Genomic DNA, 13,114 nt, shown 5'->3' with positions numbered 1-13,114 from the left:
TTCGTGGGACGAAGGAGGGCGGCGGACTGCTTGGCGGTAGGGCGCCGCCCTCCGGAGAACGGCCATTGACATAGAGTGCTATATAGCAGACTAGATCACAAGAGGTAGTGCGCCATAGGCTGTGCTATGTCGTTGCCGTCGGTACTCTCGGCACATGACCGTTGAAGCCCACGACCCCAGGCCCAAGAAGGTGCAGATCGCCGACGCGCTGCGCGAAGAGATCGCAGGGCTGCCCGCGGGGCACAGACTCGCTTCCTTGCGCGAGCTGGCCGACCGGTTCAAGGTCACCACGGTGACGGCGGGGAACGCGCTTAAGGTCCTCGCAGATGAAGGCGCGATCGTTCCGGTTCCGAATCGGGGGTACTTCGTGCAGTCCCCGCCGACTGGTGGCGAGGTCCGGCAGGATGCCGGCGGGCCGGTTAACCGCGATGAGATCAACGCCATCCAATCCGAGATTCGGCAACTTGCCGCTCGGGTGGCTGAGTTGGAGAAGAACGCCCAGTCCCCAAGCAGTTCCTGACTGGTGATCCACCATGTGCCGCGGGCCATGTGGGCACTAGGGACATGCGTGGTGTCAGCAGGTGACAGCCTGGGTGCCAACCCCCTGTCACCCCCCGTGTCACCAGCTCTCTGAATGCCAGACTCAAAGGCAGGCACCCGACGGGAGGGCAGCACATGAGTGACGACCGGCCGGCATGGGCACGACGGCTTTCCTCTGAGCGCGAAGCGCGGCAATGGTCACAGGCCGAAGTGGTGGCCGCGCTTCGGGCGCATGCACCGAAGCCCTTGCCTGAGGGCCCCAGCATGGTGCGGCAGTGGAAGCGCTGGGAGTCGGGCGAGGTCATGCCGAGCGACTTCTACCAACCCATCATCGCTGCCACCTTCGGCACGGTCACGCATGCGATCTTCCCCGTGGCCGGGCAGCGTGACGGGAACGCCGAGATCACTGCCGTCAGCGGTATGGAAACGTTGGACATCATCAGCAGGTTGCAGGCCTCTGACGTCGACAGCGCCACGCTCGAGGCGCTGCGGATCACGACTGATCGGCTGTGCTCCGAGTACCCGTACCTTCCAGGCGCTCAGCTCGCCGCCGAGGGCAGGCAGTGGCTCAAGCGCGTGGCCGGACTCCAGTCCCAGCGGCTCACGCTCTCCCAACACCGCGAGATCCTCACCCTGTCCGGATGGCTGGCGCTTCTGATCGGATGCGTCGAGTACGACATGGGCGATCGGGCCGCAGCAGAGAGCACCCGGAAGGCGGCCCTGTCTTTAGCCCGTGAGGCCGGGAACGCAGAGATCTCCGGCTGGGCCCACGAGATGCGTGCTTGGTTCGCGCTGACCACAGGCGATTACCGGGGCATCCTTGCCGCTTCGCAGGCCGGTACGGAGGCAGCTCCCTCGCACGGCGTGGCCGTACAACTTGCAGCCCAGGAGGCGAAGGGATGGGCCAGGCTGGGAGACCGGCGACAGACGGAAGTGGCGCTGGACCGAGGGCGAAAGCTACTGGAAGGGATGCCGTACCCCGAGAACCTGGATCACCACTTCGTGGTGGACCCAGCGAAGTTCGATTTCTATGCCATGGACTGCTACCGGCTGCTCGGAGAAGACCGGTTCGCCGAGAACCTGGCCCACGAGGTGATCCGATCGGGCACCGACTTCGACGGGTCAGAGCGATCACCCATGCGCATGGCAGAGGCGAGGATCACTCTCGGCGTGGTCGCCGCGCGGCAGGGTGACTTGGACCAGGCAGTGAATTACGGCGAGTGGGCACTGAAGGGCGATCGGCAGTCTCTGCCGTCCCTGCTCATGGTCAGCCGCGAGCTTGCGGCCATCGTCAATCGGGACTTTGCAGCCGAACCAACTGGCCGTGAGTACCTCGATCACTTGACCGCACTCAGCCGCGCCAGCTAGAGCCGTTACAGGTTTCTCTACCTCATCCAGCTAGAGCCGTTACAGGTTTCTCTACCTCATCAAGCACCCGCGCACGGCGCGGGCGCGCGCCGCCTTGTCGGCGGGGCCACCGCCCTGTCTTCGCCAGCGGCGGCCCCGCCCGGCGGCGCGCCGGCGACTGCGGGGGCGAGGGATGGTGAAACCCTCTGGGGCTGGGGCGGTCGGCTCCACGGCTTTAGGCAGCCACTTTGGGGCGAGCCTCGAAGATCATGGCCCCACCGTCGTGCTTTACGGGCAGGTCAACTGACTGCCCGACTCGCCATCAGCTTACGGGGCCATGATCACTCGCCCCAAAGCAGCTCCAGCCCAAAGCCGCTCCGCCAACCTCACCATGCGCCAGCAGGCTCCATTACCAGATCCGCCAACTCATAGCAACTCTGCGGACAATTGAGTTACTACCTCAGTAACCTGCGGTGTCATGGGATACGCGGAGATCGTGGGTGCGGTCAAGCTGGACGGAGGCGTCAAGCGCTTCTCCATGGTGACCATCAAGCAGCAGTTGGCTCCGTACCGCGATCGGCTCGGTGCGGCCCTCTGCAAGCAGATGACCAGAGAGCTGCGGAACCGCGGGATCTTGACCTTGCCAGGGACGCTGCCAACCGACGAGCGGGACTGGGTCATCCTCATCGAAGAGAAATCCGCTCTCGGTGATGCGCTGGCGCTCGCTACGAAGGCGATGCTGATGAGTCGGATCGGCATGCCGATGCCGCCTGGGGCACACGAGCAGCACAAAAGGCTGGCGCGCCGCCTCTAACCGGACCGTCTGAGGGAGCACAGCGACGACCAACGCTGACAACTGCTGACGGACAGTCTTCGTGCAACAAGGAACCAATCGCCTGCACCAGCGCATCATTCCCGCCATGGATCTGTCTTCGATCGGCGTAGTAGCGCCGCTCTTCACGGGCGCGGCTGCCCTCATTGTGGGCGTAGTGACTCGGTGGACTCAGCAGGGTGTAGCGCGAGACCGCATCAAGTGGGAAGCCAAGTTTGAGGCGGTCAAACTCAATGTGGCTCGATTCGCAACCGCGCTGGACAATCTGATTCAGGCAGCCGACGCTGCGAATCGCTACATAGTCCGGTCGGACGACATAGACATCACCGACTTTGGCGCGCGAGAACCCTACGTGTTCGCCATCCTCGACCCTCTCGGGCGCGCTCGGATCGAGCTAGCCGCCCTCCCTGACTTCGAGGGCATCGACAAGGTGCGCGACGTGATCGAGGCACTTGGAGAGCTGATCGCAGTGCATGAGAGCGGCAAGGCAATGCGCCGTAAGTGGGACCCCAAGGGTGTCGATGAAGCGATCACACTACTGAGCAAGGCCAGAAGCCAGCACGTTGTCACAGCACTCGACTCCCTGACTGACGTCCCCAGAGCACGCATGCCTGGGCCGTCTCGGGGCCGTCAGAGGGTGCGCAACGATAACCAACGCTGACAACCATCGACAGTTAAGTCGCAGGTCGCAGCGATGGTCGACTACACAACCACAGGCCGGAGCCCCGACCCATCACTTCTTCGGCTACTGAGACGACCGCCGGGGGCTGCGGAACCCGGCGAGCTGAACGGTGACGGCGCCGGGCGTCGGGCTTACGAGCTCGACGCCCGGCGCCGTTTCGCTTCCCCCGGGCTCCGGCGCGGGGTGCGATCTGCCGCCAGGAGAGTGGCCCAGGGGGTGCCGTGGACGATCAGGACTGGTACGACGACAGCGACTCCGAGGGCGTCGTGGAGCGGTCGGAGCGGGTCACGCGGGCGGGCTGGGCCGCGATCGCGGGGGTCTCGGGACTGGTCGGCGCCGTCACGGCCGCGGTGGTCGTCGTCCTCGGTGTCGCCTTGGCCGCGCTCTTCGGCGGGATGGCGTACGTCGTCATGACCCTCACGCGGTAGAGGCCGGTGCGACGGTCACCTCGACGCCGCGTCCGCGGAGGAACAGCGCCAGAACCTCCATCTCGACGAGCGTGCCGAGGAGCCCGTCGGCGGCGAGACGCGTGGCCTGTGCACGTGCTTCGGCGAGGGACAGGTCCCTCGCGTCCCGGAGTGCCTGGAGCACCGGGACCAGGCTCGGCGCATCTCCGGACAGGCGGAGCAGCGCGGGCCCGTGGGCCCGCAGCAGGGCTTGTCGGATGTGCTCGGGCGCGACGGGACCGCTGTCCTCGTCGCACCACCCGTTCGGGCAGTCCGCGCATCGCCCCTCGGTGCCCCAGCGCATCCTGCCACCGTGGAAGAACTGGCCCACGTCGATGGTCGTCACGCCTCCGCACTCCCCGCACCGACCGGTGACCAGCACTCCTTGCGTGATCAATCGGCGTCGCCCCAGCCGCGGAACCAGCCGGCGTCGTCCGCCGCGTCGGCGAAATCCGCGAAGTCCGCGTTGGCGATGCTGAGGTTGGCGGACACCTCGGGGTACCACCGGGCCGGGACCCGGAACGTGCGGCCGGGTTCGTCGTGGAGGTCGACGGCGAGCAGCGGGAACGACGGGTCGGTCAGGGTGGTCACGTCGGCGAGGAACACGTAGGTGAGCCTGTCGTCCTCGTCGGCGGCCGACTCCTCGTCGATCAGGTCCGGCACGGACACGTCGGTGAAGCGGGGATCGCTGACGTAGGTGGCGTGCCCGTGGCCGTCCGCGGCGTCGATCGCCGCGCGCACCGCCGCCCAGGCGGCGTCGTCGGCGAAGTCGCCGCGCAGGACCGTCGAGGCGAGGTCGTCCGGTGCGGGCAGAGGCATGCCTGCCATCCTGTCATCTGCGGGGATTCGTCGAACGGAGGGGAAGACCTGTGACCGGGCAGGGCGGCATCCGGCTGGTGCAGACGGTGCTGGACAGCGGGGACGCCCGTCGGCTGGCGGAGTTCTACCGCTCGCTGCTGGGTCTCCTCTACCGGGCGGGCGACGAGCCGCCCCCGCGGGGCGAGCCCGACGAACGCGGTGCTGACTGGCTGGTGCCGAGGACACCGGAGGGCCTGCCCCAGCTCGCCGTCCAGCAGGTCGAGCGCCTTAACGCGCCGACCTGGCCGGACGGCCCGGTGCCGCAGCAGATGCACCTCGATCTGTGCGTGGCGTCGCGGGCGGAGCTGCACGTCCAGCACGAACGGGTCCTGGCCCTCGGCGGCAGCCTGCTGGACGACCGCGAGGAGCCCGACGAGGACGACGAGGAGTCCTTCCGCGTCTACCGCGACCCGGACGGCCACCCGTTCTGCGTCTTCGTCAGCGAGACGCTCCCGACCGGACCGGGCGCGGCGGAGCGCCAGGACTGGCGCGCCGGAACTTCAGCCGCGCCGGGCCGCGTGGCGGCCGTAGCCGCCCTCGCTCCACGCGAGGCGCCGGAACTCCGCCAACGCGAGGGGGCCTGCCTCCGCCCGTCGGCGTGGGGGAAGTGGACGGTGCCCGCGACGCCCGCCGCCACCCGGGGGAGGGCGAGGAGACTGCCGAGACCGCTGTCCTCCACGGGCGCCGGCGCCGGCACCGCCTCGAACGTCGCCCCCTCCTCCGCCCCGGTTACCGCCGATCGCGAGGCGCGACGGCGCAGTCATTCACGTCAGGGGCACAACAGAGGCTGCGGGCCCTCACGCCGCGCGGGGCGGCCTCTGGCAGCGGGGGCAGAAGTAACTGGACCTGTTCATCCACGGGCGGCGCCGCATCGGGGTGCCGCACCGGCGGCACGGCAGACCCTCACGCCCGTACGCGTCGAGCGAGCGGTCGAAGTACCCGGACTCGCCGTTCACGTTGACGTAGAGGCTGTCGAAGCTGGTGCCGCCCTCATCCAGGGCCTCGGTCATCACGTCACGCACGTGCTGGAGCAGTTCGGCCGTGCGGGGGCGGGTGAAACCGGCCGTGGGGCGTTCGTAGTGCACGCGGGCGCGCCACAGCGCCTCGTCGGCGTAGATGTTGCCGACGCCGCTGATCAGCGACTGGTCCAGCAGCGCCCGCTTGACGGTGGTGCGGCGCCGGCGCAGTGCCTGGTGGAACGCCTCGTCGTCGAAGAGCGGGTCCAGCGGGTCGCGCGCGATGTGCGCGATCACGTCGGGCAGCCCCTCGGCGTCGGTGGGGTGCAGCGAGAGCCCGCCGAAGGTGCGCTGGTCGACGAAACGGAGCTCGGTGGCCAGGGCGTCGTCGAAGCGGACGCGGATGCGCAGGTGCTTCTCGTCCGGGGCGGCGTGCGGCTGGACCAGGAGCTGCCCGCTCATGCCGAGGTGGGCGAGGACGGCCTGGCCGGCGTCCTCCAGCGGGAGCCACATGTACTTGCCGCGACGGCTCGGCACGCCGATCCGGTGACCGGCCAGCCGGCGGGCGAAGTCCTCCCCGCCCGCCAGGTGCCGGCGCACGGCACGCGGGTGCAGCACCTCGACGGCGTCGACGGTGCGGTGGGCGACCCAGCGTTCCAGGCCGCGCCGGACGACCTCGACCTCGGGCAGTTCGGGCATGGCGGCTCTCCGTCTTCCCCGTGGGAGTGGGCGAGCGCCCGCCCCCGGTCGGTCGGGGACGGGCGCTCACGAACATGCTGCGACGGACCGGACCGGACCGCGCCCAGGGGCACGGCCGGACCGGACGGACGCGGATCAGGCGGACGCCTGCTCGGCGTCCGTCGTCCCGCCGTCGCGCGGTGCGGCGGCTTCTTCGGGGGCCTCCTGGGAGGCTCCGTCCGAGGCGTCGCCCAAGGAGGCGGTCGCGGCGGCGGCCTCGGCGGCCTCCGCCGTGGCGCGCTCGTCCGCGGCGGCCCGGATGGCCCGCCAGGCGGACTCCGCGGCCTGCTGCTCCGCTTCCTTCTTGCTGCGGCCGGTGCCGGTGCCGTACGAGACGCCTCCGACGCGGGCGGCAGCAGTGAAGGTCTTCTCGTGGTCGGGCCCGGTCTCCGTGACCAGGTACTCGGGAACGCCGAGCCCCTCGGTCGCGGTGAGCTCCTGGAGACTGGTCTTCCAGTCCAGGCCGGCGCCCAGGTTCGAGGACTTCTCGATCAGCGGGTCGAAGAGGCGGTGCACCAGCTCCGCCGCCGCGTCCAGACCCTGGTCGAGATAGACCGCGCCGATCACCGCTTCAAGGGTGTCGGCCAGGATGGATGCCTTGTCCCGGCCGCCCGTGCCCTCTTCACCGCGGCCCAGCCGGATGAAGGAACCGAGGTCGAGCCCACGGCTCACCTCGGCCAGCGCACGCGAGTTGACCACCGCGGCCCGGAGCTTGGCCAGCTGGCCCTCCGGGAGGTCGGGGTGGACCCGGTACAGCGTGTCCGTGACCACCAGGCCGAGCACGGAGTCCCCGAGGAACTCCAGCCGCTCGTTGGTGGGCAGACCGCCGTTCTCGTACGCGTAGGAACGGTGGGTCAGTGCACGCACCAGAAGGGCGGACTCGAGCTTGTACCCGAGCCGCCCTTCCAGAAGCGTGTGGGACGAGGCCGTGTCCGCCTTCTTGGCGTTGGACATGGAGCCTCTCACCAGCCGCTCAGACCTCGAGGACCTGGCGCTTGTTGTACGTGCCGCAAGACGGGCACGCGATGTGCTGCTGCTTGGGCTCGTGGCAGCGCTCGCACGACACCAGGGTGGGGACCGCAGCCTTCCACTGCGACCGGCGGTGACGCGTGTTGCTGCGCGACATCTTCCGCTTCGGAACAGCCACGGCTACTTCTCCTGCTTCTCGTCGGCGCGTGCTGACTGAGGCGCGCCGCCGCTCATCTCGTCCTTCTCGCCGGGTTCGAGTGAACCTGCGAGTCCCTGCAGTGCCGCCCAACGGATGTCGACGGCGTCATGGTGGTGGTCCGGGTCGTCCGCCAGCCGCACCCCGCACTCGGGGCACAGACCAGGGCAGTCTTCCTGGCACACCGGCTGCATCGGCAGTGCGAGTACCACCGCGTCACGCAGCACGGGCTCGAGGTCGAACATGCCGTCCTCGAGATACAGAGTGTCCTCGTCGTCCTCGGCGTCGTCGCCGGCGTCCGCCTTGGGGCGGCCCCGGTCGTCGGCGTCAGGGTACGAGAACATCTCCTGGAAGTCCGCCACGAGCTGACGCTCGAGCGGCTCCAGACACCTTACGCACTCCCCCTCGGCCTTCGCACGGGCGGTCCCCGTGACGAGGACGCCCTCCAGGACCGACTCCAGCCGGAGCTGGAGCTCCAGCGGCCTGCCCTCCGGCACACCGATGACGTCGGCGATGCCGAGGTCCCGGGGCGCGTCGACCGTCCTGGTCAGGCGCCGCAGCGCACCGGGCCGCCGCCCCAGCTCATGCGTGTCGAACACGAGAGGGTCACGGTGGTCGAGGCGGGCGTTCTGAGCCATTCCAGCCTTAGATCTGCGAGGTGAAGAGGGGGGAATCGCGCCCAGAGGGCACGACCGAAGAGCCAGGATACTGGACGTTTCGACCGGCACCCAACCGGCCCCCCTCGATCCTACGCTCCGTCGCGGACGACTACTGTCCGCGGCCCTGCTCGTAGGCCCGCAGCTGCTCGGGGGTGATCATGCCGGTGTCGAAGAAGCTGGTCTCGTCCAGCGCGCGGCCCTCCGGGGCGGGCGCCTGGTAGCCGTAGCCCTGGTCGTAGCCCTGCTGCGGCTGCTGCTGGGCCTGCTGCGGCTGCTGGCCGTAGGCGGCGTACGGGTCCGACTGCTGGTAGTCGTAGCCGTAGCCCTGCGAGTGCCCGCCCTGCTGGTCGTAGCCGTAGGAGGCCGCGGCCGGCTGGGGCTGCTGGTAGCCGTAGGGGTCCTGGGCCGCCTGCTGCTCGTACCCCTGCTGGTCGTACTGCGGCTGCGGCTGCTGCTCGTAGGGCGACTGCTGGTCGTACTGCGGCTGGTGCCGCACCTGCTGCGGGAGCTGCGGCTGCGGCCGCTCGGGGCGCCGCTCCGGGGCCTGGGCGGCGTCCGCGAGGCCCGCCAGGAAGTCCTCGTCGCTCTCGTGGAGCGGCATGCCGTCCTCGCCCAGCGGCAGGTCGGCCAGCGCGTCGGAGGCGATCCGGCCCTGCAGCTTGTCGCGGCCGCGGCCGACCGCCTCCAGCGTCTTGGCGAGCACCGCCTCGAAGGCGCCCAGCTTGAGGTCGACGTAGCTGTCGGCGTCGCGGCGCAGCGTCTCGGGGTCGTGGCTGCGCTCGGGGGCGTCCTCGTCCTCGTAGCCGTTCTCGTCCACGCCGGGGCCGGTGCCGAGCAGCTTCTCGCGGCCGCGGCCCACCGAGCCCAGGGTCTTGGTCAGGACGACCTCGAAGTTGGCGAGCTTGGAGTCGACGTAGTCGTCGGCCTCGGCCCGGATCTCCTCGGCCTCGGCGCGCGCCTCGGTGAGGATGCGGTCGGCCTCCTGCTGGGCCTGGTGGTGGATCTCGGTGCCGGAGATGAGGGAGGCGCGCTCGGCGTGCGCGCCCTCGACGATCCGGTCGGCCTCCTCGCGGGCCTGCTGGACCATCGTCTCGCGGCCGCCGATCAGCTCCTGGGCCTGGGCCAGGGAGCCGGGCAGGGCGTCCCTGACCTCTTCCAGCAGGGCGAGGAGTTCGGCGCGGTTGACCACGCACGAGGCCGACATCGGCATCGACCTGGCACCTGACACCATGCCGACGATCTCGTCGAGCTTGTTCTGCACGTCCACCTGGACTCGCCACTCTCTACAGCTGGTTGGAGACGGACGGGACGACTGTACGGCGACCGTCGCCCGTCCGGCACGATGGGCGGGACGTCGCTGCGTCCCCGGCGCGTCGGCGCCGCGCGGATCAGTTCCCGCGCAGCCGCCCGGCCAGCGCCGTCAGGACGGTCGGCGGCACCAGGTGGGCGACGTCGCCGCCCCAGGCCGCGACCTCCTTGACCAGCGAGGAGGACAGGAAGCTGTACGTGGGGTTGGTCGGGACGAAGAGCGTCTCCACCCCGGAGAGGCCGTTGTTCATCTGGGCCATCTGCAGCTCGTAGTCGAAGTCGCTGACCGCGCGCAGTCCCTTGACGATGGCGGGGATGTCGCGCTGCTTGCAGAAGTCGACCAGCAGGCCGTGGTGGGACTCGACGATCACGTTGGGGCAGTCCGAGGTCACCTCGCGGATCAGCTCCATCCGCTCGTCGACGGTGAACAGGCCCGACTTGTTCTGGTTGATCATCACGGCCACGTAGACCTCGTCGTACAGACGGGAGGCCCGGGCGATGATGTCGAGGTGTCCGTTGGTGATGGGGTCGAACGACCCGGGACAAACGGCGCGGCGCACGTGGGATCCCTCGCTCTCCGGTCCGGTCATGGCGCGTCCTCGCTGGTGGAGGCGGCGTGACCGTACCAAAAGGTGCCTTCTCCGTAACGGCGGGACCTCAACGGTTCGAAACCGTGCGGCCAGCTGAATTCGCCGCCTCTGGTGCTGCGCTCCACGGTGACGAGCGCCTCGTCGGCGAGCCAGCCTCCGGAGCGGAGTGTGAGGAGAATCTCCCGGAGATCGTCGTCGGTGACCACGTACGGCGGGTCGAGGAAGACGAGGTCGTAGGGGGCGCCCGGCGGCGGTCCCTGGATCACCTGCTCGGCCTTGGCGTTGCGGACCTCGGCGCCGGGCAGGCCGAGCGAGCGGACGTTCTCCCGCACCGTGCGGGCGGCCCGGTTGTCGGCCTCCACCAGCAGCGCGTGCGCGGCGCCGCGACTGAGCGCCTCCAGGCCGACCGCACCGGAACCGGCGTACAGGTCGAGGACGCGCTCGCCCTCCAGGGGGCCGCCGAGCAGCGCCTCCCAGGTGGACAGCAGGCCCTCACGCGCCCGCTCGGAGGTGGGACGGGTGCCGTTGCCCGGGGGGACGGCCAGCCGGCGCCCTCCCGCGGTCCCGGCGATCACGCGGCTCATCTGCTGCTCAGGTCCTCTTCGCGGTCCGACGGTGGATGTGACGATCGGTCCCCAGTCTCTCAGCCCTTCTCCAGGTACTGCTCACGGTCCTCGTCGAGGAGGGCGTCGAGGGCGGCGCGCAGCCCCGGGTGGGCCGTGAGGTCGGGGTCCTCGGCGACGGTGGCGGCGGCCTCCTCACGGGCCTGGGCGATGACCTCCTCGTCCTCGATGACGGCGAGGACCCGCAGCGAGGAGCGGGCTCCGGACTGGGCCTGGCCGAGCACGTCGCCCTCGCGGCGCTGCTCCAGGTCGATCCGGGAGAGCTCGAAGCCGTCGAGGGTGGAGGCGACCGCGCCCAGCCGCTGCCGGGCGGGGCTCGCCTCGGGGGCGTCGGTGACCAGCAGGCACAGGCCGGGCGCGGAGCCGCGGCCGACCCGGCCGCGCAGCTGGTGCAGCTGGGAGACGCCGAAACGGTCGGCGTCCATGATCACCATGGCGGTGGCGTTGGGGACGTTCACGCCGACCTCGATCACGGTGGTGGCGACCAGGACGTGCGTCTCCCCCGCGGCGAAACGGCGCATCACGGCGTCCTTGTCGTCCGGGTGCATCCTGCCGTGCAGCACCTCCACGCGCAGTCCGGCGAGGGGGCCCTTCGCGAGCTGTTCGGCGACCTCCAGGACGGCCAGCGGCGGCCGCTTGTCGGCGGTCTCGGCCTCCTCCTTCTTCCTGCGGCTCTTCGGATCGTCCTCCTCGTCGCCGATGCGCGGGCAGACCACGTAGGCCTGGTGGCCGTTCTCCACCTCCTCGCGGACCCGCTCCCAGGCGCGGGCCAGGAAGTGCGGCTTGTCGGCGGCGGGCACCACGTGGCTGGCGATCGGCGAGCGTCCGGCGGGCAGCTGGTCCAGGACGGAGGTCTCCAGGTCGCCGAAGACCGTCATCGCCACCGTGCGGGGGATCGGGGTGGCCGTCATGACCAGCAGGTGGGGCGGCTGCTTGCCCTTGCCGCGCAGGGCGTCGCGCTGCTCCACGCCGAAGCGGTGCTGCTCGTCGACGACGACCAGACCGAGGTCGTGGAACTGGACCTTGTCCTCGATCAGGGCGTGGGTGCCGATGACCAGGCCGGCCTCGCCGGTGGCCAGGTCGAGCAGGGCCTGGCGGCGGGCGGCGGCGCCCATGGAGCCGGTGAGCAGCACGACCTTGGTGGCGTGCTCGGCGCCGCCCAGCATGCCGCCCTGGGCGAGGTCGCCCATCATCTCGGTGACGGAGCGGTGGTGCTGCTGGGCGAGCACCTCGGTGGGCGCGAGCATCGCGGCCTGCCCCCCGGCGTCGACCACGGCGAGCATGGCCCGCAGCGCGACCAGTGTCTTGCCCGATCCGACCTCGCCCTGGAGGAGGCGGTGCATGGGGTGTTCGGCGGCGAGGTCGTCGAAGATCTCCTTCGAGACCTTCCGCTGGCCCTCGGTGAGGGTGAAGGGGAGGCGGTCGTCGAAGGCGGCGAGGATGCCGTCCGGGGTGGGCCTGCGGGGCACGGCGGGCAGCTGGGCGTCGGCGTGGCGGCGGCGGGCGAGGGCGACCTGGAGGACGAAGGCCTCGTCCCACTTGAGGCGGGAGCGGGCGTCCTCCACGTCGGCCGGGGTCTGCGGCCGGTGGATCTTGAGCAGGGCCTCGGGCAGGGGGACCAGGCCACGGCCCTCGCGGAGGATGTCCGGGAGCGGGTCGACAGCCTCCTGGGCGCTGGGCAGCACCGTCTGGACGGCCTTGGCGAGCTTCCAGGACTCCAGCTTGGCGGTGGCGGGGTAGATCGGGATGAGCGCCCCGGCCCAGCTGTCGACCGTCTCGGCCGCGTCCTCGCCGCGCAGCAACTCGTACGCCGGATGCGCCAGTTGGAGTCGGCGGTTGAACATGGAGACCTTGCCGGCGAACAGCGCGCGGGTGCCGGGGAGCAGGTCCTTGTGCGGCTTGTGGACGCCGTTGCCGAAGAACACCAGCTGGAGACGGCCGCTGCCGTCGGTGATGGTGACCTCCAGGCGCTGCCCCTTGCCGCGGGGTGCCCGGCTGGAGGCGAAGGTGTGCAACCGCGCGTCGGCGACCTGGGCGACCACGGTGACGTGCTCGTCCATGGGCAGTTCGGCGAGCCGGGTGAGACGGCCGCGCTCCTCGTACCGGCGCGGGTAGTGGTGCAGCAGGTCGCCGACCGTGTGCAGGCCGAGGTTCTCGGCCATCACCTTCGCGGTGGCGGGGCCGAGCACCTTCTTCAGGGGTTCTTCCAGTGCGGGCACGCCCCCCATTCCACACCACGGGTGCGACAGCCCTGCGGAATGGCTGTGGAAACTCCTGGTCAGGTGTGTTCTTCAGCTTCTAGGATGACGCGTCCGGCCACCACTGACCCGCGGTCCACCGCCCCATACGGTGCCGCCCGACCCCGCGCCG

Annotated in this window: 15 protein-coding genes and 1 pseudogene; 6 read left to right on the top strand and 10 right to left on the bottom strand. The window is 70.1% G+C overall.

The window, feature by feature from the left end; translation table 11 throughout:
* Window positions 1-154: 154 nt before the first annotated feature.
* The 5 genes from ABT026_RS04620 (at window position 155) to ABT026_RS04600 (ending at window position 3,829) form a co-directional block, all read left to right on the top strand.
* Entirely contained in the window at window positions 155-520 is a 366-nt protein-coding gene (locus ABT026_RS04620) for a GntR family transcriptional regulator (RefSeq protein ID WP_351112091.1), read from the top strand.
* 155 nt (window positions 521-675) lie between these two features.
* Window positions 676-1,908, top strand: a complete 1,233-nt coding sequence (locus ABT026_RS04615; RefSeq protein ID WP_351112089.1) for an NsdA family TPR-like regulatory protein — start codon at window positions 676-678, stop codon at window positions 1,906-1,908.
* A gap of 457 nt (window positions 1,909-2,365) precedes the next feature.
* Complete coding sequence (locus ABT026_RS04610; RefSeq protein WP_351112087.1) at window positions 2,366-2,701, top strand: hypothetical protein; 336 nt, start codon at window positions 2,366-2,368, stop codon at window positions 2,699-2,701.
* 106 nt (window positions 2,702-2,807) lie between these two features.
* Window positions 2,808-3,380, top strand: coding sequence for a hypothetical protein (locus ABT026_RS04605; RefSeq protein ID WP_351112085.1), 573 nt, complete (start codon window positions 2,808-2,810; stop codon window positions 3,378-3,380).
* A gap of 242 nt (window positions 3,381-3,622) precedes the next feature.
* Window positions 3,623-3,829 carry a hypothetical protein gene (locus ABT026_RS04600; protein ID WP_351112083.1) on the top strand — a complete coding sequence of 69 codons (207 nt, stop codon included), beginning with the start codon at window positions 3,623-3,625 and terminating at the stop codon, window positions 3,827-3,829.
* Here ABT026_RS04600 and ABT026_RS04595 read toward each other — a convergent pair.
* Both ABT026_RS04595 and ABT026_RS04590 read right to left on the bottom strand, forming a co-directional pair.
* Complete coding sequence (locus ABT026_RS04595) at window positions 3,819-4,193, bottom strand: hypothetical protein (protein ID WP_351112081.1); 375 nt, start codon at window positions 4,191-4,193, stop codon at window positions 3,819-3,821. The two genes, ABT026_RS04600 and ABT026_RS04595, sit on opposite strands and share 11 nt — an antisense overlap.
* A 47-nt stretch (window positions 4,194-4,240) precedes the next feature.
* Entirely contained in the window at window positions 4,241-4,666 is a 426-nt protein-coding gene (locus ABT026_RS04590) for a DUF6924 domain-containing protein (protein ID WP_351112079.1), read from the bottom strand.
* Between ABT026_RS04590 and ABT026_RS04585 the strand changes: the two are divergent.
* A pseudogene (locus ABT026_RS04585) lies at window positions 4,651-5,082 on the top strand (VOC family protein); the annotation flags it as partial. The gene ABT026_RS04590 and the pseudogene ABT026_RS04585 sit on opposite strands and share 16 nt — an antisense overlap.
* A gap of 420 nt (window positions 5,083-5,502) precedes the next feature.
* Here ABT026_RS04585 and mutM read toward each other — a convergent pair.
* The 8 genes from mutM to recG all read right to left on the bottom strand — a co-directional run bounded on the left by mutM (window position 5,503) and on the right by recG (window position 12,972).
* Window positions 5,503-6,360: a bifunctional DNA-formamidopyrimidine glycosylase/DNA-(apurinic or apyrimidinic site) lyase gene (gene mutM / locus ABT026_RS04580; protein ID WP_351112077.1), complete on the bottom strand. Its 858-nt coding sequence runs from the start codon at window positions 6,358-6,360 to the stop codon at window positions 5,503-5,505.
* A 135-nt stretch (window positions 6,361-6,495) separates the two neighbouring features.
* Complete coding sequence (gene rnc, locus ABT026_RS04575) at window positions 6,496-7,353, bottom strand: ribonuclease III (RefSeq protein WP_351112075.1); 858 nt, start codon at window positions 7,351-7,353, stop codon at window positions 6,496-6,498.
* Between the two features lie 19 nt (window positions 7,354-7,372).
* A complete protein-coding gene (gene rpmF / locus ABT026_RS04570) occupies window positions 7,373-7,546 on the bottom strand; it encodes a 50S ribosomal protein L32 (RefSeq protein ID WP_052859918.1) in 174 nt (57 codons plus the stop codon).
* Between the two features lie 2 nt (window positions 7,547-7,548).
* Complete coding sequence (locus ABT026_RS04565) at window positions 7,549-8,202, bottom strand: YceD family protein (RefSeq protein WP_351112073.1); 654 nt, start codon at window positions 8,200-8,202, stop codon at window positions 7,549-7,551.
* A 130-nt stretch (window positions 8,203-8,332) separates the two neighbouring features.
* On the bottom strand, window positions 8,333-9,490 hold the full coding sequence (locus tag ABT026_RS04560) for a F0F1 ATP synthase subunit B family protein (RefSeq protein ID WP_351112071.1): 1,158 nt from the start codon (window positions 9,488-9,490) through the stop codon (window positions 8,333-8,335).
* A gap of 121 nt (window positions 9,491-9,611) precedes the next feature.
* Window positions 9,612-10,121: a pantetheine-phosphate adenylyltransferase gene (gene coaD, locus ABT026_RS04555; protein WP_351112069.1), complete on the bottom strand. Its 510-nt coding sequence runs from the start codon at window positions 10,119-10,121 to the stop codon at window positions 9,612-9,614.
* A complete protein-coding gene (gene rsmD, locus ABT026_RS04550) occupies window positions 10,118-10,705 on the bottom strand; it encodes a 16S rRNA (guanine(966)-N(2))-methyltransferase RsmD (protein ID WP_351112067.1) in 588 nt (195 codons plus the stop codon). The genes coaD and rsmD overlap by 4 nt, the downstream gene beginning before the upstream one ends.
* A 59-nt stretch (window positions 10,706-10,764) precedes the next feature.
* Complete coding sequence (gene recG / locus ABT026_RS04545) at window positions 10,765-12,972, bottom strand: ATP-dependent DNA helicase RecG (RefSeq protein WP_351112065.1); 2,208 nt, start codon at window positions 12,970-12,972, stop codon at window positions 10,765-10,767.
* Window positions 12,973-13,114: the final 142 nt, after the last annotated feature.

The sequence above is a fragment of the Streptomyces sp. NPDC002734 genome (assembly GCF_040295685.1).
In the GTDB taxonomy this organism is placed as follows: domain Bacteria; phylum Actinomycetota; class Actinomycetes; order Streptomycetales; family Streptomycetaceae; genus Streptomyces.
This window is presented reverse-complemented; position numbering and strand designations above follow the sequence as displayed.